The organism is Amycolatopsis sp. H20-H5 (assembly GCF_035828755.1).
Classification (GTDB): domain Bacteria; phylum Actinomycetota; class Actinomycetes; order Mycobacteriales; family Pseudonocardiaceae; genus Amycolatopsis.
On the sequence record NZ_JAYMZS010000043.1, the window covers coordinates 24,193 to 41,575 of the forward strand.

The window sequence follows — 17,383 nt, forward strand, 5'->3', positions numbered from 1 at the left end:
CCGCTCAGGTGTCGAGCAGGGCGGGGACGAAGATGTCGTCCGAGGTGAGCAGGCGCTTCGAAAGTCCCTGCTCGTGGTGGTAGCGCAGGAACGTGTCGACGGCTTTCCGGTTGGCGTCGACGCCGTAGGGCCACCAGTCCTCGCCCAGCAGCGCGCGGTTGTCGGAGAACAGGCCGCTGAACCAGGGGGTGATCACGGACATGTGCTGCTTCGCCGCGCCGGCCCGGTACTGCTGCTGCACAAGGTCCTTGGCCCGGGAGAACGCGCGGTAGACCGACCGCACCAGGCCGGGTTCGCCGACGAGTTCCCGGCGGATCGCGACGGCGTGCATCATCGGGAAGATGCCGGTGCGGCGGTAGTAGTCCTGCTCGGTCGATCGGTAGTCGGGGAACAGCCGACGGATCTTCGGCGAGCCGTCGATCAGGGCCTGCGGGACGTCGACCGAGAGCAGGGCGTCGATTTCCCCGTCCTCGAGCATCGCCCCGAGGGTCTCGCCGCCCTCGGTGTGGCGGACCTCGACGCCGCCGGGGACGGGCTGCGGGATCCAGTCGAACGCCGGGATCGGGTGGTCGGTGCCGCCGATGACCCAGCTGATCTGGTCCGGGGTGACCTGGTGGTCCTCGGCGAGCACACCCTTCATCCACACGCCGGGATCGCTGCCCCAGAGCGCGAACTCGCCGACGGTCTTGCCCGCGAGGTCCTCCGGCTTCTCGATTCCGCTGTCGACGTTCACGAACAGGGCCGAGTGGCGGAAGTTGCGGTTCGGGAAGATCGGCAGGGCCAGGAACGGCGAATCGTCGAGATCGAACGTGCGCAGGAAATAGGTCAGGCCGAACTCGGCGATGTCCAGCTCACGCTTGGCCATCTCGCAGAACACGTCGGAGATGAGTGGCGAGGTGACCAAGGTGGCGTCGACGCCGTCGATCGGGACGCGCCCGTCGAACATCGGCTCGGTGTGCTCGTAGCGGTAGACGCCTACCTTGAGGCTCAGGTCCGTCATGTCGATGTCTCCTTCCGGAGCTGGGTTGGTGCTTGAGGTTCACGGTCGATCCTCGCGACGACGCGCCTGAGCGGCCAACACCAGTGCGGTTCGCTCGATACCGGATCGGTATGATGAGGCGATGGACCTGCAGGGGCTGCGGTACTTCGTGGCCGTCGCCGAAGAACGGCACATCGGCCGGGCCGCCGCCCGGCTCCGCATGACGCAGCCGCCACTGAGCCGGGCCGTGCATCGGCTCGAGGCCGACCTCGGCGTGACCCTGTTCGACCGGATCCCCAGCGGGGTGGAGCTGACCGAGGCGGGCCGGACCCTCTACGACGACGCCCGCTCGCTGCTGGAGCAAGCCGATCGTCTCGAGACACGCGTACGCTCCGCCGCCGGTCGCGCCACCCTGACGGTCGGATCGCTGGCCGACACCGCCGAGCTCGTGGGTGGACGCATCGCCTCGGTTTTCCGGCAACGCCACCCACACGTGTCCGTGCGCATCCACGAGGCGGACCTGGCCGACCCCAGCGCCGGGCTGCGCGCCGGGCTGGTCGACGTCGCCTTGACCCGGTTGCCGTTCCAGGACACCGGCCTGCGCAGCCACGTCCTGCACGTCGAACCGGTCGGACTGGTCGTCCGCGACGACGACCCGCTCGCCGGGCAGCCGTCGGTACGGCTGGCCGACCTGCCCGACCGTAGCTGGGTGCGGCTACCGGCCGAAACCGACCAGGTGTGGCGCGAGTACTGGACCGGCGAGACGGCCGCCACCGACCAGGGCGCCCCGATGCGCACCATCCAGGAATGCCTGCAGGCCGTGCTGTGGAACGGCCTGTCCGCGCTCGCCCCACTCGACCAGGTGACACCCGCCGGACTGGTCACCGTACCCGTCGCCGACCGGCCCCCGAGCAGGCTGGTGCTCGCCTGGCCGTCAACCGGCACGTCCCCGCTGGTCCGATCGTTCGTGCGGATCGCGGCCGAACTCTACGATCGCGCCGCGGCTGATCACGGGCGCACCACGACCTGACTGCCCGGCCGACGGCCCGGCCGTCGAGGACAAACCGCCAACCTACTTCGCGGTCTTGCCGAGCACGCCGCTGACGTAGCGCACGTCGCCCATGCGCAGGCCGTCGTCCTCGAGGGACGGAAGGTTGTTGGCGGCGAACAGGTCCCGGATGCTGGTTCCCGTCAGCGCCCAGCCGAGGTCGGTCAGGTAGGGCGCCGCTTCGTTGCGCTCACCGAAATATCGCAGCCTCGCCATGTCGGTGTCGAAACCGTGCGCACGCCAGCTTTCGGAGCTGCGGTCCAGGCTGTCCTTCGTTTTGCCCTCCTCCCCCGGTCGCGGGTTGGGCCTGCTTTCGGTGGCCACCCGGCTTCCCGGCGCGCTGAGTTCGGTGATGGTGTCGAGCAGGCGGTCCTGCGCCTCGGGCGGCAGGTAGCCCAGCAGGCCCTCGGCGCTCCACGCGGACTGCCGGGCCGGGTCGAATCCGGCGGTACGCAGTGCGGTGGGCCACTCGTCGCGCAGATCGACCGCGGCCACTCGCCGGTCGGCGGTGGGCGCGGCACCCAACTCGGCCAGCGTGCGGGTCTTGAACGCGATGACCGGCGGCTGGTCGACCTCGTACACCACGGTCCCGGGCGGCCATGGCAGCCGGTACGCGCGGGAATCCAGGCCAGCGGCCAGTATCACGACCTGCGTGATACCCGCGCCCGTCGCGTCGAGGAAGAACTCGTCGTAGAACTTGGTCCGCACCTGGGCTCCGTCGATCCACACCTGCTCGGCCAAGCCCAGGTCGCCGGGGGTCACCTCGCCGGTCGCCAGCCGGGTGAGGAGGTCGACGCCGACCGCCCGGACGAGCGGTTCGGCGAACGGGTCGTCGATGAGCGAACGATCCGCGCGGGTCGCGATCGCTCGGCCCGCCGCGTCCATGGTGGCGGTCGCGCCGACGCTCCATGCCAGGTCCCAGGTGTCTCCGTCGTGCCTGTCGGAAGTCATGCTCTGCCCTGCCTGTGGTTGCGCGGGCCGGCGGCGGCTTGCAAAGTCCTTTGAGGACAGTGCGCTCGAGACCGCGGCCGCGGTGTCAAGAGGACTCGAGAAGCTGGGCCAGCAGGACGGTGTCGCGCAGATACCGCTCATAGGGGAAGCCTGCTTCGAGCAGGCCGTTGCGCAGCTCGTCGTGGAGAGGTTTCCCGCTCTCGTGGAAGGCTTTGCGGCCGGTCTCAGTGGTGCTGACCAGCCGTCGCCGTGCGTGCTCGGGATCGGTGCGGACCTGCACCAGCCCGGCCGCCTCCAGTGCGCGCAACGCCCGGCTGATCGCCGGGTCCGACACCAGCAGCGCCTGCGCCAGCCGGTGCTGGGTCACCGGCTCGATGTCCTCCAGCGTCCCCAACAGCCGCATCTGGCTGTAACTCAGCCCGCCGAGTTCGTCGCCGCGCCGCCGCGCCGCCTCCCCGAGCAGGAGCACTACGCGATGTAACAAGTCTGCGAGCCCGTCATCCATGGTTCGAGCATACCTGAGTCTTGACAAGTTAATATTAACTATGCAAGATTCAGGGCATGAACACGACCACTTACCTCGCCAAGTCCGCCTTCCCCCTGATCTTCGTGCTGGTGCCGATCGTCGGCGCACTGATCCGCACCCGGCACAGCCCGTCCCGGCAAGCGGCACTGGAAACCTGGCAGCGGTGGTGGGCCATCGGCGCCCTCGGCTGCGGAAGCCTGTGGCTGACGTTCGCGTTCGTCACGGTCCCGGACGCGATGGCCACCACGATCGGCTTCACCCAGACCCCGTTCGAGTTCGAGATCGCCTTCGCCAACCTCGGGCTCGCCATCATGGGCTTCCGCGCCGCCTCGGCCTCGGCCAGGGAACGCGTCACCATCGGCCTCGGCGCCGGCATGTTCCTCTGGGGCGCGATCATCGGCCACCTCTACCAGTGGATCGCCAACGGCGACCACGCTCCCGGCAACACCGGCGGAGTCCTGATCGCCGACCTGCTCTTCCCCGCGGTCATGATCATCCTCGCCCGCAGCTCACAGCGACTGGCGGCCGAGGAGCAGCCCGTCACCCCAGCCCTCGTCTGACGTCTTGCCGGGCGCTCACCACCCGCGAGCGCCCGAACGCCCGCGCCCTCGATCTCGCCCGACGCCGGGTTGTCCGCCTTCTGTCCGCCGTCGAAGGCGCAACCCCGGCCTGAGCGACATGATCAAGAGTACGGTGAAAAGCAGGCGCCGTCGCGTCTCGAAAGCGGCCGATCAGCGCCGGAAGATCCTTCTGTGAAAGGCAAGTCGTGCATCCTCCTTCCTCAGCAGCCGTGCCGCCGCTCGGCGCGCGCCGCGATCGGTTCGCTCCCGTCGCCTCGCTGCGGGCGGCGCGGGCGGCCGGGACGAGCTGCCCGATCACCACGGTGTCCGGCCACGTCGGCGCACTGGTGGCCGGACACGCCCAAGCCAGGACAGTCCACAGTGCCGAGACCCTCAGCCTGGGTGAATGCCACCACCAAGGGGTACCGCCATCGGCGCCGACCCCGAGCAGTGAAATCGCTTTCCGCCGGGACTCGTTCATCCACGGCATCGACTCTCTCCCCCTCACGTGGTGACCATCCTCGCCTGCACGGACGACAAAGGAGCGAACCCCGCATGACGACCCCGGCCCAGCTGCACATCAGCGACGAGTTTCCCGCACTGCTCGAACGGATCGACGCACTCGGCGAGTCCGTCGAAGCGAACGCGGACGAGGCCGAAAAGCTCGGCAGGCTCACCGAGGACACCGCGCAGGCGTTGCTGGGCGCCGGGATCGTCCGTGCCGGTCTGCCGGTGAACCTGGGCGGATACGAGTTCTCCCCGCGCCAGCTGATCGAGACGGTCGAGCGGCTCAGCCACCACGACGCCGCGGCGGGCTGGACGATGATGGCGCTGCAGATGATGACCGGGACCACCGCGGCCTACCTCGGCGCGGCCGCGGCGGCCGAACTGTTCCCCGACGTCGCGGGCGGCAACCACGCCCTGCTCTCCGGTCACGGCACCCGGCCCGGCCGGGCGGTTCCGGTGGACGACGGCTATCTGGTGAGCGGGAGCTGGCAGTTCGCCTCCGGCATGGCGCTGGCCACCCACATCCACAGCGCGATCCTGGTCGAGGGCACCGGGGAGCCACGGGTGCTGGCCATGCCCAAGTCTGAGGTCACTCTCGTCGACAACTGGGACGTGCTCGGGCTCCGCGCGACGAGCAGCATCGACTACCACTGCGCCGACGTGTACGTCCCGGAAACGCACACCTATCCCGCGACCACGATGGCCCCCGCCCACGGCGGCGCGATCTACCGCGTCGGACTGGTGAACATGTCCGCGATCGTGCACACCGGCTGGGCACTCGGTGTCGGACGGCGCCTGCTCGACGAGCTGAAGCTGTACGCGTCGCGAAAGTCCGGCACCTTCAACGCCGCCGTCGACACCTCGCAGTTCCACGCCGAGTACGCGGCCGCCGAAGCCAAGCTCCGCGCGGCACGAGCGTGGGTGATGCAGGTGTGGCAGGACAACGAAGACACCCTGGCCGCCGGAGAGCTGCTGCGCACCGAACAGGAGACGCTGATCCGGCTGGCGCTCAACCACGCGACCTGGACCGCCCACGACGTAGGCCAGACGGTGCACCGATGGGCGGCGACGAAGGCGATCCGACGCGGCCCGATCGACCGGTTCCTGCGTCACCTGGGCACCGGCACCCAGCACGTCACCTCGGGCCCGATGGTCCTGCAGAACTGCGGGAAGTGGCTCAGCGGCGCACAACCCGAAGCGCACTGGGAGTTCCTCGACCTGGTCCCGTGATCAACCGGCGTGTGCTCCGCGGACCGGCGAAACACTGATGGCCGTGGGGAACCGGGGTTCCTCGGCCACACCAGGGAGTCCCGTCACCGCAGGCACACCGTCACGCCTGAGCCCGTTCCCAGTCACGTCGGCGGCCGGGAACGGCGCGTCGGGTACCGACCGCGAAAACCGTCCGCACCAGCTCGTCACCATCGACAGTCCGCAGCCCCAGTATCGCGGCCAGGTCACGCTCGATCGCCGTCATCAGCACCTCGGGCTGGAGATGATCGGTGACGATCACGCACTGCGGCGGCGATTCTCCCCGAAACAGGGCGCGCACCTCGCGCAAGAACGCGCAAGCGCCGTGCCCCAGTGATTCCTCGACGACCACGACCACGTCGGCCCGCGCGAGGTCGTCCCCGGCGAGCACCGTCAGCCGCCCATCCGCCTCGAGAATGGCCGTCGCGCCGAGTTCGGTCATCGGATCCGGTGCGTGCAAGGCGACGGCAACGGCCGCCGTGTCGCGGGCCGGTGGATGTGCACAGCTGCGCTGAGAATCGTTGGCAGTGATGATTTTCGACACGATTGTGTAATCCTTCCGTTGTGCGGGATACTGCCGCATCGGACGAAAACACTGAGCCCTCGTCTGCGTATCCTGTGCGAAGAGTCAGCCACGACTGACTCTTCGGGCAGTCGGGAGACCTTTCCATTGACCCGCCGGGGAGCAATACCGGAAAGTGCGTGAATGGCACCGACTGCGCAATTTCCTGACGGGGACCGCGACAACACCATGCCTCAGAACGCGTCTGAGAACTGTCGCAGCAGCCGCCGCTCGAAGCCTCGGGCGCCTGTCCTTCGAAGCCGCCCACCCTCCACAAAGGACGAAAAGTCCGCCCATTCGCCCGTTTCGTACCGCCATGACCGTTTCATGCGTGCCCCTGAAGGCCACCATGACGGCGTTAGACGCCGTGAAGGCTCCCATCAGGGCACACGGCAAACCTGGTGTAGCGACCGAAGGGGGCTTTCCTCTCGACTCAACCTTGCAAAGGTCCCCTTCGCCAGAACAGGCCGTGTGAAAGTCCCCCGTCAGTCAACGCGGCCCTGGGCGCCAAACTGGACGACATGACATCAGTTTCCGGACGCCCTCTCAGTGAAGTGGATCGTGACGAGAAGGGCCCCACCACATGGCCGACCCTGACCTGCCGGACAACTGGGGCCGATGGGGTGCCGACGACGAGCTCGGCACGCTCAACCTCATCACCGACGAGGTGCGCGCGAAGGCCGCCGCCCAGGTGCGGACCGGCCGGTGGGCGTCGCTGGCACAGCCGATCACTCCCAACCCGATGATCAGCGGTCCGTTCGCTCCCGCGACGGTGACTGTCTCTCCGGTGCAGCAGATGATGTCCCATACCGGGATGGGGGTGGCGGCCGATCTGCTGCTGGTCACGAACCACCACGCGAAATCGACGCACATCGACGCGCTGGCGCACTGGTCACGCGACGGAGAGGTCTATCCGGGCCACCCGAGGGCCCGGGTCGTGACCCCCGAAGGTGTCACGCACACGTCGACCGCGGCCTTCGCCGCCGGGATCGTGACACGTGGCGTCCTGCTGGATCTGGCCGTCGAGGAGCCCCTTCCCCCTTCGTACGCCGTGACGTCGCACGACTTCGAGCAAGCCGAGGAGCGCCAAGGGGTCGAGGTGCGGTCGGGCGACGCGCTGGTGCTACGACTCGGCTGGACGAGCGCGCTGATCCCCGGCAAGCCGTCGCCGGGAATCAGCCTCGACGCGGTGCGCTGGATGCACCGCCGCGGGGTCGCCCTCTGCGGCCGCCGACCGGGGCGACGCGCATCCCCCGCTGGACCCGGACGGACCCTCCCCGCTGCACGGGGTCGCACTGGGCAGGATGGCGATGCCCCTGATCGACGCGGCGGAGCTCGACGATCTCGCGGCGCTGTGCGCGGAGCTCAAGCGCTACAGCTTCCTGCTCACCGTCGCCCCGCCGCGCATCCACGGGCTGACCGGCGTCCCGGTCAACCCCATCGCCCTGTTCTGACCGGACCAGGGCCCGCCGAGCTTCGCCGCGGTCAGTTTTGGCGAGTGGGCCGGACGGTGATGTCGCCGATCTCGACGTCGTCGGGCTGCTCGATGGCGAAGGCCACGGCACGCGCCACGGCGCCGGGCGCGATGCCGAGCGTCCGCATCCGGCTCTGCGCCTCGTGCCTGACCTCCGGTTCGTCGAGGTAGTCGACGAGTTCGGTGGTCACGAAGCCGGGCGAGATCGAGGTCGTGCGCAGGACACCGTCGGTGGACTCCTGGCGCAGCGCCTCCAGCAGCGTGCGGACCGCGTTCTTGGAGGCGGCGTAGACCGCCTGGTCAGGGACGATCTTCAGGCCCGAGGTCGACACGATGGTCACCAGGTGTCCGCTACCCTGGCCGCGGAACACCGGCAGCGCGGCCGCGATCCCGTGCAGCACACCGCGCACGTTGACGTCGATCATCGCGTCCCAGTCGTCGACGTCGAGCTCCGTCATCGAAGCGATCCTGGCGATCCCGGCGTTGCCCACGAGGACGTCGAGGCGGCCGAACCGCTCGACCGCCGCGGCGACCAGCCGCTCGAGGTCCGCGCGCCGGGTGACATCCGTGGGCACCACCTCCGCCCGGCCGCCCGAGGCCCGGATTCGGTCGGCCAGCTCGGTGAGCCGGTCGGTGCGCCGCGCGCCGAGCACCACCGCCGCTCCCCGCGCGGCGAGTTCCAGCGCGGTCGCCTCGCCGATGCCGCTGCTCGCTCCCGTGATGGCGACGACTTTGCCGACGACTTTGCCGCTGATTCCACTCATGACGTTCCTCCTGCTCTAAGCTGACAACTGTCCGGTTGCCGCTTCAGCATACCGGACAGTTGTCCACTTAGCTGCCGAGGCCTGATTTGAGGTGTGGAAGTGCCCGCTCGCGCACCCCGCTCGGACGCGGTCGCCAACCGCGAGCGCATCGTCGCCGCGGCGCGCGCGGCGCTGAGCGGCTCCCCCGGGCCGGTCGACGAACTCAAACTGCACCTCGTCGCCAAGGCCGCGGGCGTCGGGCAGGGCACGCTCTACCGGCACTTCCCGACCCGTGAGCACCTGCTGGCCGAGGTGTACCGGCACGAAATGGGCGAGTTGGTCGACGCCGTCCCGGCGCTGCTCGCCGAACACCCACCGCTGGACGCGCTGGCCCGGTGGCTGGACCGGCTGGTCGAGTACGCGCGGGTCAAACGCGGGGTCATGGCGGCGATCGAGGCGTCGGCCTGGCAGGACCTCTACGCCGACCACCACGGGCGGCTCGACGACGCCCTCACGACGCTGCTCGACCGGGGCACCGCGGCGGACGAGATGCGCGACGACGTCGACGCCACCGACGTCATCCTGCTGCTCGGCGCGTTGTCGCGGGTCCCCGAGAAGGAATGGGACACCAGGGCCCGGAAACTGGTCACCGTCATCCTCGACGGCCTACGCCGCCGCTGAGGGCCCCACCTGTCCTGGTCGCGGCCAGGTGCCGTCGATCAGTCCTGATCGCTCCGTTCGACGCCGAGGTGAAGATGCCCTTCGTGACCGCCGAGGACATCGGCCACGCCGCGGGCGAGGTGCTCCTCGGTCCCGCACCGGCCTCCGGCCATCCCCGGATCCAGGAGATCCAGGGTGAACGCGACCTCAGCATGAACGACGTCGCGCGGGTCCTCGGCGAACTCACCGGGAACCGGAATCCGCGCTACGCCCGGCAGTCCCTTGAGGAGTTCGCCGCCGACCAGCGCGCCGCCGGGGTCTCCGGCAACGTCGCCGCAGTGATGATCGAGGTCGCCGAGGCGATCAACTCCGGGCACACCCGCACCCCGCAGGCACGCGACTTCCGTACCACCACGCCGACTAGTGTCGAGCACTTCGGCAAGGCAGTGCTGCTGCCCGCCCTGGAGGAGCACCGACCCGGCGCGCACCTCCAAAAATCCTTCTAACGGGCCGTTTCCGTCCAGGTGACCGGCAGTTCGTGGACGCCGTAGATGTTCATGTCGGTCCTGAGTTTCACCTCGGCGGCGGGGATGGCGAGTTCGAGAGCCGGGAAGCGGCGCAGCAGCCCCTCGAAACCGGCACGCATCTCGATGCGGGCCAGTTGCTGGCCGAGGCATTGGTGGATGCCGTGGCCGAAGGACAGGTGACCACGGGCCTTGCGGTGCAGGTCGAGGGTGTCGGGATTGTCGAAGCGCCGGGGGTCGCGGTTGGCGGCCAGCAGCGAGACCAGGACGGTCGATCCCTCGCCGATCGTTTCGCCACCGAGTTCGAGGTCCTCCGTGGCGTAGCGGAAGAAGACGTCGGCGATGGACAGGTAGCGCAGGAGTTCCTCGACGGCGTCGGGCAGCAGGTCCGGGTCGGCGCGCAGTTCGGCCAGCTGCTCGGGGTGCTCCAGCAGCGCGAAAGTGCCCAGTGCCAGCATGTTGGCGGTGGTCTCGTGGCCAGCGAGCAGCAGCAGGAAGGCGGCGCCGGTCAGCTCCTCGATGGTCAGGTCCTCCTGGCCGGCCAGATCGGACAGGATGTCTTCGCCGGGGGCGGCGCGTTTGCTCGTGACCAGTTCGGCGAGGTACGTGGTCAATGCGCCGTACGCGGCCATCTTCTCGTCGAGCGACTGGTCCTTGACCATGAACTGGGCGGCGTTGTCCTGAAAGGACTCCCGGTCCGCGTACGGGACACCGAGCAGTTCGCAGATCACCAGCGAGGGCACCGGCAGCGCGAACTCCTTGACCAGGTCGACCGGCGGGGTCAGGCGCGCCAGCTCGTCCAGTTGCCGCTCGACGACGTCGATGATGTGCGCTTCGAGCTGCTTCATCCGTTTGACGGTGAAGGCGCCGGTGAGCCTGCGCCGCAGCCGGGTGTGGTCCGGCGGGTCCATGGCGATGAACAGGCCGGGGATCTGCGGGGACGGTTCGGTGGGAACGGGCATGCCGGGTGTCTCGTACGGCAGGTGGAGAACGCCGATGTCCTGGCGGGAGCTGAACCGGGTGTCGGCCAGCAGCTGGCGGACGGCGTCGTAGCCGGTGACGATCCAGCCCTCGTGACCGTCGGGGAAGACGAGGGGACTGACGGGGCGGGTCTCGCGCAGCCGGGTGAGGTGGCGGGGCGGGTCGAACGGGCCCGCGTCGCGCTCCATCGGGAGGCCTTGCGGAACGGGAACCGGCTGACTCATCGGATTTCCTTTCGTGGCGAGTGTTGCGAGGCGGTCAGCGGGAGTACTCACGGTTGAACAGCTTTTTGGACCAGAGGTAGCCGCCGAGGGCGAGGACGGCACACCAGGCGAGCGCGATCCACGCGTTGTTCCCGAGCGGTTTGTCCATCAGCAGGCCGCGCAGGGTTTCGATGATCGAGGTGAACGGCTGGTACTCGGCGAACCAGCGCAGCCCGGCGGGCATGGAGTCGGTCGGGACGAACCCGCTGCCGAGGAAAGGCAGCAGCACCAACGGCATCAGCACGTTGCTCGCGGACTCGACGGTCTTGCTCACCTGGCCGAGCGCGACCGCGAGCCAGACGAGCGCGAACGTCACCGCCAGCAGGAAACCGGCCGTGGCCAGCCACGCGCCCAGCCCGGCCGCGGGCCGGAAGCCAACCAGCAACGCCACGCCGGTCACGACAGTCAGGCTGAACGCCGTCTGGATCACGCTGCCGAGGACGTGCCCGGTCAGCACCGAGACGCGGGCGATGTGCATGGTGCGGAACCGGGCGATGATGCCTTCGGTCATGTCCATGGCGATCGAGATCGCGGTCCCCTGGACCGTGGCCGTCACCGTCATCAGGATGATCGCGGGCGCCACGTAGTTGACGTACTCGGCGCGCCCGCCCGACACCCCGCCGAGCCCCGCGCCCAGCGTGCCGCCGAACACGTAGACGAACAGCAGCAGGAAGACGACGGGCATCCCGACGAGCGTCAAGGTCATCGACGGGTACCGCAGCATGCGTTTGAGGTTGCGGCGCAGCATCGTCGCCGAATCGCGCACCGGGTGGAAACGAAGGTTCGCCGGGGCCTGGACTTGAGTGCTCATCGGGAGGTCACCTTCTCGTTCTTGGGGTTGCCGGTGAGGGCGAGGAAGACGTCGTCGAGATCGGGGGTGTGCACGGACAGCTCGGCGACCTCGATGGCCCGGTCTTCGAGCCGGTCGATCAGGGTCTTCAGCGAGCGCAGGCTGCCGTCGCTGGGCACCCGCAGGGCGAGCGCGTCGCTGTCGCGCGCGGCCTCACCCAGCGCGCGCAGGGCCGTGTCGACGACCTGCGGGTCGGCGAACCGCAGGCGCACGTGCCCACCGGGGATGCGGCGCGTCAGCTCGTCCGCGGTTCCCTCGGCGACCACCCGGCCGTGGTCGAGGACCGCGATCCGGTCGGCCAGCTCGTCGGCCTCCTCCAGGTACTGGGTGGTCAGGAAGATGGTGACGCCGTCGGCCACCAGGTCCCGGACGATCTGCCACATCTCCCGGCGGCTGCGCGGATCGAGTCCGGTGGTCGGCTCGTCGAGGAAGATCACCCGCGGGCTGCCGACCAGGGTCAGCGCGAGGTCGAGCCGCCGCCGCATGCCCCCGGAGTACGTCGAGACCGGCTTCCCGGCCGCCTCGACCAGGTCGAACCGTTCGAGCAGCGCAGTGGCGCGCGCCCGGCCGTCGCCCCGGGCGAGGTGGTGCAGATCCGCCATCAGGTGCAGGTTTTCCCGGCCGGTGAGCAGGTTGTCCACCGCCGAGAACTGCCCGGTGACACCGATCGCGGCGCGCACCGCGTCGGGTTCGCCCGCGACGTCGTGGCCCGCGACCCTGGCGTCACCGGCGTCGGCACTGATCAACGTGGACAGGATCTTGACCATGGTGGTCTTCCCCGCGCCGTTCGCGCCGAGCAGTGAGAAGACCGTGCCCTGCGGGACGGTCAGGTCAATGCCGTCGAGCACGACGTGGTCGCCGAACGACTTGCGCAGCCCGGTCACCGCGATCGCGGGCTGGAAATGCCTGGTGGTCATGGGTTTCCCTTTCGAGGGGTCGTCGGCGGATCAGGAACGGCGGATCGTGATGCCGCCGAACGAGGTGTGGGCGCGCACCTCGACGGTTTCGTCGGCCTCGTCCGGCTGGGTGGCGTTGTCCAGCAGGTTGCGCACCTGCCCGAACCCGGTGTTCACCTCGAGCCACGCGGCGGTGCCCTCGGCGATGCCGATCTCCAGATCGCCCATCGCGGTCCCGAGCTCGATCGAGCCACGGACCACCTCGCCGAGGCGGATGCTGCCGTTGGACGTCTTCGCCTCGACCCCCGCGCCCGCCCGGTGGACGGCGATGTCACCGTTGGCCGAGCGCACCCGCGCGTCGCCGGTGACCGCGTCGATCGTGGTGTCGCCGTTGGAGTTCTTGACGACCACGGAGCCGTCGACCTCGCCGAGGCGGACCTTGCCGGAGCCGGTGTGGATCTCGGCGTGGCCCGTGACGCCGTCCGCGGTGACGTGCCCGGCCGCGGTGTCCACCCGGAGCGAGCCGGTCCGCTCGAGCCGGACGTTCCCGGTGGAGGTCTTGAACCGGCACTCCCCGAGCCTGCCCGTGCCGCTGAGGTCCCCCACCTGCACCTCGCCTGCCACCCGCGAGCCAGTGGGCAGGTCGATGGACACGTCCACCGACCTGGTCTTGCGGGAGAAGTCGAAAGCGCGCGCCTTCGGCCCCACGACCTGGAGCACGCCGTTCGCGTAGTCGACGCGGATCAGCTGGGCGGCCTGCACGTCCGAGTCGTCGGACTGGTCGCTCGGACGCACGTCGACGCTGGTGTCGGCGCGGTCGCTCGCGGTGATCCGCACAGTGCCGACGCCGAGCTCGAACGTGACGGAAATGGGCTCGGGTGTCTCGAAAATGGGCATGGTTGTCCCCTCATCTTGGATAGGTTCGCGTCCCCGCAGGTCAGGGACGTGTGGCGGAAAGAGCGGGTGGGGCTAGCGCACCCAGCCGGTGAGGCGCTGCTTGGACCGCTTGCCGCTGTCACGCGGCTCAGGGCGCTGGTCGGAGCGCTGCAGGGCGGTCGAGGCCGCCCGGATCAGCCAGGCGTTGACCGAGCGTCCCTCCTTGGCGGCGGCCTCCTCGACCGCGGCCTTGAGCTGCTCCGGGAGGCGCACGTTGATCCGCGAGCTCGGGCCGTCCTCGGCGATCAGGGTGCCGGCGTCGGCCGTCGCCGGATCGTCCTCGGCCGCGTCCTCGACCGGCCCGGCGGGCGGCGCTGTCACGACGAAGCTCGGATCACGTCCGCGCAGCCGCAGCTCCACCGAACCCGGGGCCAGGTCCCGGGTGATCTCGTCCGCGGCGGCGGACAGCGTGTCCAGCAGCGTCATCCGGATCGCCGACTCGAGCGACCCGGTCAGGCGCTCGACCAGAGCACGGGACTCGTCACCGCCGGCTTCGGCGAGGGTGGCGAATTCGCGGCCGAGGTTGCTCACATACGAGGTCAAGTCCATGACGCCATCATGGCACAGGCGTGGCACCACCGCAAGACATTGTGGCTCAGCATGGCTCAGGCTGGCACCTCACGCGGGAAAACCACTGGTCGGAAGGGTGTACTGGCTCAGGTTCGAGGACGGTCGCAATTCGCTTGACCGGCCGCGGGTCGACGCGGCACTGTGGCGCGGCACCGCGAGTCGTGGTGCCGGCATCACGGGGAGGCAGCGGCAGCAATGGAGATCCGTTCCACGACCGACCAGGACCTCGACGTCTTCCTCGACACGCTCCACGCCGCGTTCGGGCGTTTCCGGGACACGCCTGGCGAGGGCGACGCGGTCTGGTGGGCGGCGCTCGAAATGGATCGCAACCTGCTCGCCGTGACGGCGGACGGGCGGCCCGTCGGCACCGCCGCCACGTACTCCTTCGAGCTCACCCTGCCCGGCGGGATCCCCGTCCCGGCCGCCGGGATGACCAACGTCGGCGTCCTGCCCTCGCACCGGCGCCAGGGCGTGCTCACCGCGATGATGCGGCACCAGTTCGCCGCGCTGCGGGCCCGAGGGGAGGTCCTCTCCGTACTGCTGGCCTCCGAGGCTCTGATCTACGGCAGGTTCGGCTACGGACCGGCGACCTACACGTCCCGGCTGACGGTGCCGCGCCACCACGCCACCCTCGCCCTTCCCCGCACGCGCGGCACGGCCGACGCCACAGAGACCGGCTCGGTCGAACTGCTGCGGCGTGCCGAGTGCGGCGAGATCCTGGAAGAGGTCTACGACCGCTACCGCCGCGCACAGCCGGGTGCGCTGTCCCGGCCGCGCCGCTGGTGGGCCTTGGGCGCGGGGCAGTCCCCGATCTCTCCGGCGCCGCGCTACATCGCCGTCCACCGTGACGCCGACGGCGTCCCGGACGGGTACGCCTGCTACTCGATCGGCGAGTCCGAGACCTTGACGGTCGACGAGACCGTCGCCACCACCGACGCCGCCTCCACCGCCCTTGCCCGGTTCGTGCTCGGCCACGACCTGATCACCCAGGTCGTGTTCAAGCACTTCCCGCCCGATCACCCGCTGCGCTGGCAGCTCGCGGACTTCAGCGCCAGCCAGGTGAGCAACGACATCGACTGGCTCTGGGTGCGGCTGCTGGACGTCCCCCGCGCGCTGAGCGCGCGCGGCTGGTTCACCGACGGCGAGCTCGTCCTCGACGTCGACGACCCGTTCCTCGGCGAGCACGACCGCTACCTGCTGACCGTCCGCGACGGCAAGGGCGACTGCGTCCCGACGGACCGGGAGCCCGGCCTGTCCCTGGACGTGCGCGACCTGGGCTCGGTCTACCTCGGCGGCACCGCCCCGAGCACGCTCGTGCGCGCCGGGCACATCCGGGCCCACCACCCCGGCGCGGCCACCCTCGCCGACGCCCTCTTCCGCGCGGAGCGCTCCCCGCACTGCCTGCACTGGTTCTGACCGCGCGCTCGCCGACCACCGCCGCAGCTCTGGTCGGCAGCAGCTCGACGCGTTGTCAGCCCGGACGCCGTGGAACTCTCCGCACCGTCCGGCACGACTTCAACGGGACGGCGTGACCAGAGACCACACACCGAACCACTGCTCGGCGCCGTACTCCTCGAACCGCTCCACCTCGGTGAACCCCAGCTTCACCGCGACCCGCATCGCGTCAACAGCCGGGCATTCGCAGCCTTACGAACATCCGCTTCTGCCGCTTTGAGTGCCCGTATCTGCCGATGAGCGCGAACGCTACGCCGAGGGCTCCCGTCCGGATCAGTTCAGACAGAGACAGAAGGGGTGACCTGCCGGGTCCAGGAAGACCCGGAAGGACGTACCGGGCTGGTCCGGATGTTTGGTCGCACCGAGATCGACCGATGCCGCCTCGGCGGCATCGAGGTCGTCGACGATCACATCGAGGTGCATCTGCTGGGGCCGCTCCTGGGTCGGCCACATCGGCGGCGTGTAACCAGCCACCCGATGGAAGGAGATGCACTGGCCGTCCTCGGCGCAAACCGAAGCCCGGTCGGCGGAGACGTCGACCTTCCAATCCAGCATCGCGCCGTAGAACCTCGCGAGCGCACCAGGATCGGGACAGTCGACAACGATGAGGGGCAAGCGAGCGATGGCCATGCCAGCCATGCTATCGACGATTGCGGTCGGCACACGCCCGGATTCCGCAGTAACGTGCCGTCGCTGTTGACCGTCGTACATCCGCTCGTGCCGCGAACAGGTCATTTCCGCTGCGGTGCACGCCTCTGCCGATGACAGCGCGTTCGTGGCCAATCACGCCTCGGCTGTGGACTTCACGCGTCGGCTCGACGATGACCTCGTTCCGATCACGTTCGAACGGTGATACGCCGACTGCCCGAACCGGCGATCGTGCTGATCTCCGAGCAAGCCTGCCGGGCGAGATGACGCCCGAACAACGGGCCGAGTGGGAGGAAGGCGTGAAGTCGCTCTACGACGGCATGGTCCGGGTCGTGGTAAAACCGACCTGGGCCAAGCTGATCGACTTCGAGACCACCCTGCCCACCGCCATCGAAGAGCTTATGCAGCGACAGCAGGAACGCCAGCGCACCTGAACACGCACAGCCATACCTGAGAGGACATCATCATGGACGACAGCACGGAAAACAGTATGGAAGACGGTATGGAAGACACTGACCAGCAGAGCCCCCACCCCCGGCGCGGGACGATCCAGCGGATGGACAACGTCGCCATCGTCGTCGACGACCTCGAGGCCACTGTCGCGTTCTTCGCCGAACTCGGTCTGGAGCTGGAGGGCAAGGCGACAGTCGAGGGCAGCGCGGTGGATCGCGTCGTCGGACTCGAGGGAGTCCGGTCGGATATCGCGATGATGCGCACCCCGGACGGCCACGGACGGCTCGAGCTGACCAAGTACCACACGCCGTCGAGCCGAGACGGTGACCAGCGCGCTCCGGCGAACACGCTGGGCATGCATCGCGTCATGTTCGCCGTCGAAGACATCGACGACATCCTCGACCGCCTGCGGCCACACGGAGCCGAACTCCTCGGCGAGCTGGTGCAGTACGAGAACAGCTACCGGCTCTGCTATCTCCGCGGCCCCGCGGGCATCCTCGTCGCGCTGGCCGAGCAGATCAAGTGACCGGTCGGTGAACGACCCAGCGC

Annotated in this window: 20 protein-coding genes and 2 pseudogenes; 11 read left to right on the forward strand and 11 right to left on the reverse strand. The window is 69.3% G+C overall.

Features of this window, described 5'->3' with window-relative positions; genetic code table 11:
• Window positions 1-4: 4 nt before the first annotated feature.
• Window positions 5-1,000: a 4,5-dihydroxyphthalate decarboxylase gene (locus tag QMK34_RS23365; protein WP_326416379.1), complete on the reverse strand. Its 996-nt coding sequence runs from the start codon at window positions 998-1,000 to the stop codon at window positions 5-7.
• 121 nt (window positions 1,001-1,121) lie between these two features.
• Between QMK34_RS23365 and QMK34_RS23370 the strand changes: the two genes are divergently transcribed.
• Window positions 1,122-2,009, forward strand: coding sequence for a LysR family transcriptional regulator (locus tag QMK34_RS23370; RefSeq protein ID WP_326416381.1), 888 nt, complete (start codon window positions 1,122-1,124; stop codon window positions 2,007-2,009).
• Window positions 2,010-2,051: 42 nt separating this feature from the next.
• Here QMK34_RS23370 and QMK34_RS23375 read toward each other — a convergent pair whose 3' ends face one another.
• Both QMK34_RS23375 and QMK34_RS23380 read right to left on the reverse strand, forming a co-directional pair.
• Complete coding sequence (locus QMK34_RS23375) at window positions 2,052-2,978, reverse strand: class I SAM-dependent methyltransferase (RefSeq protein ID WP_326416382.1); 927 nt, start codon at window positions 2,976-2,978, stop codon at window positions 2,052-2,054.
• A gap of 85 nt (window positions 2,979-3,063) precedes the next feature.
• The gene (locus QMK34_RS23380) at window positions 3,064-3,483 is read right to left on the reverse strand and encodes a MarR family winged helix-turn-helix transcriptional regulator (protein ID WP_326416383.1); all 420 of its coding nucleotides are present in this window, start codon (window positions 3,481-3,483) and stop codon (window positions 3,064-3,066) included.
• Between the two features lie 56 nt (window positions 3,484-3,539).
• Here QMK34_RS23380 and QMK34_RS23385 point away from each other — a divergent pair, with 56 nt between their 5' ends.
• The 3 genes from QMK34_RS23385 to QMK34_RS23395 all read left to right on the forward strand — a co-directional run bounded on the left by QMK34_RS23385 (window position 3,540) and on the right by QMK34_RS23395 (window position 5,801).
• Window positions 3,540-4,064, forward strand: coding sequence for a DUF6790 family protein (locus QMK34_RS23385; protein ID WP_326416384.1), 525 nt, complete (start codon window positions 3,540-3,542; stop codon window positions 4,062-4,064).
• Window positions 4,065-4,270: 206 nt separating this feature from the next.
• Complete coding sequence (locus QMK34_RS23390) at window positions 4,271-4,579, forward strand: hypothetical protein (protein ID WP_326416385.1); 309 nt, start codon at window positions 4,271-4,273, stop codon at window positions 4,577-4,579.
• A 40-nt stretch (window positions 4,580-4,619) separates the two neighbouring features.
• Window positions 4,620-5,801 (forward strand): acyl-CoA dehydrogenase, encoded by a 1,182-nt coding sequence (locus QMK34_RS23395; protein WP_326416386.1) that lies wholly within the window; start codon window positions 4,620-4,622, stop codon window positions 5,799-5,801.
• Window positions 5,802-5,901: 100 nt separating this feature from the next.
• Here the strand turns inward: QMK34_RS23395 and QMK34_RS23400 are convergent, their stop codons facing one another.
• Window positions 5,902-6,363 (reverse strand): hypothetical protein, encoded by a 462-nt coding sequence (locus tag QMK34_RS23400; protein WP_326416387.1) that lies wholly within the window; start codon window positions 6,361-6,363, stop codon window positions 5,902-5,904.
• A gap of 817 nt (window positions 6,364-7,180) precedes the next feature.
• Between QMK34_RS23400 and QMK34_RS47900 the strand changes: the two are divergent.
• Window positions 7,181-7,597: pseudogene (locus tag QMK34_RS47900) on the forward strand (cyclase family protein); the annotation flags it as partial.
• 88 nt (window positions 7,598-7,685) lie between these two features.
• A complete protein-coding gene (locus QMK34_RS23405; RefSeq protein ID WP_326416389.1) occupies window positions 7,686-7,835 on the forward strand; it encodes a hypothetical protein in 150 nt (49 codons plus the stop codon).
• Window positions 7,836-7,866: 31 nt separating this feature from the next.
• Here the strand turns inward: QMK34_RS23405 and QMK34_RS23410 are convergent, their stop codons facing one another.
• Window positions 7,867-8,619 carry an SDR family oxidoreductase gene (locus QMK34_RS23410; RefSeq protein ID WP_326416390.1) on the reverse strand — a complete coding sequence of 251 codons (753 nt, stop codon included), beginning with the start codon at window positions 8,617-8,619 and terminating at the stop codon, window positions 7,867-7,869.
• A gap of 99 nt (window positions 8,620-8,718) precedes the next feature.
• On the opposite strand from QMK34_RS23410, the gene QMK34_RS23415 reads away from it, so the two are divergent.
• Window positions 8,719-9,279: a TetR/AcrR family transcriptional regulator gene (locus QMK34_RS23415; RefSeq protein ID WP_326416391.1), complete on the forward strand. Its 561-nt coding sequence runs from the start codon at window positions 8,719-8,721 to the stop codon at window positions 9,277-9,279.
• A gap of 74 nt (window positions 9,280-9,353) precedes the next feature.
• Window positions 9,354-9,764 carry a hypothetical protein gene (locus tag QMK34_RS23420; protein ID WP_326416393.1) on the forward strand — a complete coding sequence of 137 codons (411 nt, stop codon included), beginning with the start codon at window positions 9,354-9,356 and terminating at the stop codon, window positions 9,762-9,764.
• Here QMK34_RS23420 and QMK34_RS23425 read toward each other — a convergent pair.
• The 5 genes from QMK34_RS23425 to QMK34_RS23445 all read right to left on the reverse strand — a co-directional run bounded on the left by QMK34_RS23425 (window position 9,761) and on the right by QMK34_RS23445 (window position 14,257).
• Window positions 9,761-10,987, reverse strand: a complete 1,227-nt coding sequence (locus QMK34_RS23425) for a cytochrome P450 (RefSeq protein ID WP_326416395.1) — start codon at window positions 10,985-10,987, stop codon at window positions 9,761-9,763. The two genes, QMK34_RS23420 and QMK34_RS23425, sit on opposite strands and share 4 nt — an antisense overlap.
• Window positions 10,988-11,021: 34 nt before the next feature.
• Window positions 11,022-11,837 (reverse strand): ABC transporter permease, encoded by an 816-nt coding sequence (locus QMK34_RS23430; RefSeq protein WP_326416396.1) that lies wholly within the window; start codon window positions 11,835-11,837, stop codon window positions 11,022-11,024.
• A complete protein-coding gene (locus QMK34_RS23435; protein ID WP_326416398.1) occupies window positions 11,834-12,793 on the reverse strand; it encodes an ATP-binding cassette domain-containing protein in 960 nt (319 codons plus the stop codon). The genes QMK34_RS23430 and QMK34_RS23435 overlap by 4 nt, the downstream gene beginning before the upstream one ends.
• A 30-nt stretch (window positions 12,794-12,823) precedes the next feature.
• Entirely contained in the window at window positions 12,824-13,669 is an 846-nt protein-coding gene (locus QMK34_RS23440; protein WP_326416399.1) for a DUF4097 family beta strand repeat-containing protein, read from the reverse strand.
• A 72-nt stretch (window positions 13,670-13,741) separates the two neighbouring features.
• The gene (locus tag QMK34_RS23445) at window positions 13,742-14,257 is read right to left on the reverse strand and encodes a ribbon-helix-helix domain-containing protein (RefSeq protein ID WP_326416400.1); all 516 of its coding nucleotides are present in this window, start codon (window positions 14,255-14,257) and stop codon (window positions 13,742-13,744) included.
• A gap of 216 nt (window positions 14,258-14,473) precedes the next feature.
• Between QMK34_RS23445 and QMK34_RS23450 the strand changes: the two genes are divergently transcribed.
• The gene (locus tag QMK34_RS23450; protein WP_326416402.1) at window positions 14,474-15,694 is read left to right on the forward strand and encodes a GNAT family N-acetyltransferase; all 1,221 of its coding nucleotides are present in this window, start codon (window positions 14,474-14,476) and stop codon (window positions 15,692-15,694) included.
• Between the two features lie 312 nt (window positions 15,695-16,006).
• Here QMK34_RS23450 and QMK34_RS23455 read toward each other — a convergent pair whose 3' ends face one another.
• Window positions 16,007-16,363 carry a VOC family protein gene (locus tag QMK34_RS23455; RefSeq protein WP_326416404.1) on the reverse strand — a complete coding sequence of 119 codons (357 nt, stop codon included), beginning with the start codon at window positions 16,361-16,363 and terminating at the stop codon, window positions 16,007-16,009.
• Between the two features lie 278 nt (window positions 16,364-16,641).
• Here QMK34_RS23455 and QMK34_RS23460 point away from each other — a divergent pair.
• Window positions 16,642-16,815, forward strand: a pseudogene (locus tag QMK34_RS23460) (pyridoxamine 5'-phosphate oxidase family protein); the annotation flags it as partial.
• Window positions 16,816-16,937: 122 nt separating this feature from the next.
• Complete coding sequence (locus QMK34_RS23465; RefSeq protein WP_442785195.1) at window positions 16,938-17,360, forward strand: VOC family protein; 423 nt, start codon at window positions 16,938-16,940, stop codon at window positions 17,358-17,360.
• The last annotated feature ends 23 nt before the right edge of the window (window positions 17,361-17,383 follow it).

Coding starts and splice junctions, on each gene's coding strand:
- QMK34_RS23385 (WP_326416384.1), top strand. CDS start 3,540: ATGAACACGACCACTTACCTCGCCAAGTCCGCCTTCCCCCTGATCTTC.
- QMK34_RS23375 (WP_326416382.1), bottom strand. CDS start 2,978: ATGACTTCCGACAGGCACGACGGAGACACCTGGGACCTGGCATGGAGC.
- QMK34_RS23410 (WP_326416390.1), bottom strand. CDS start 8,619: ATGAGTGGAATCAGCGGCAAAGTCGTCGGCAAAGTCGTCGCCATCACG.
- QMK34_RS23445 (WP_326416400.1), bottom strand. CDS start 14,257: ATGGACTTGACCTCGTATGTGAGCAACCTCGGCCGCGAATTCGCCACC.
- QMK34_RS23455 (WP_326416404.1), bottom strand. CDS start 16,363: ATGGCCATCGCTCGCTTGCCCCTCATCGTTGTCGACTGTCCCGATCCT.
- QMK34_RS23370 (WP_326416381.1), top strand. CDS start 1,122: ATGGACCTGCAGGGGCTGCGGTACTTCGTGGCCGTCGCCGAAGAACGG.
- QMK34_RS23395 (WP_326416386.1), top strand. CDS start 4,620: ATGACGACCCCGGCCCAGCTGCACATCAGCGACGAGTTTCCCGCACTG.
- QMK34_RS23435 (WP_326416398.1), bottom strand. CDS start 12,793: ATGACCACCAGGCATTTCCAGCCCGCGATCGCGGTGACCGGGCTGCGC.
- QMK34_RS23425 (WP_326416395.1), bottom strand. CDS start 10,987: ATGAGTCAGCCGGTTCCCGTTCCGCAAGGCCTCCCGATGGAGCGCGAC.
- QMK34_RS23380 (WP_326416383.1), bottom strand. CDS start 3,483: ATGGATGACGGGCTCGCAGACTTGTTACATCGCGTAGTGCTCCTGCTC.
- QMK34_RS23420 (WP_326416393.1), top strand. CDS start 9,354: ATGCCCTTCGTGACCGCCGAGGACATCGGCCACGCCGCGGGCGAGGTG.
- QMK34_RS23465 (WP_442785195.1), top strand. CDS start 16,938: ATGGACAACGTCGCCATCGTCGTCGACGACCTCGAGGCCACTGTCGCG.
- QMK34_RS23405 (WP_326416389.1), top strand. CDS start 7,686: ATGGCGATGCCCCTGATCGACGCGGCGGAGCTCGACGATCTCGCGGCG.
- QMK34_RS23450 (WP_326416402.1), top strand. CDS start 14,474: ATGGAGATCCGTTCCACGACCGACCAGGACCTCGACGTCTTCCTCGAC.
- QMK34_RS23440 (WP_326416399.1), bottom strand. CDS start 13,669: ATGCCCATTTTCGAGACACCCGAGCCCATTTCCGTCACGTTCGAGCTC.
- QMK34_RS23430 (WP_326416396.1), bottom strand. CDS start 11,837: ATGAGCACTCAAGTCCAGGCCCCGGCGAACCTTCGTTTCCACCCGGTG.
- QMK34_RS23365 (WP_326416379.1), bottom strand. CDS start 1,000: ATGACGGACCTGAGCCTCAAGGTAGGCGTCTACCGCTACGAGCACACC.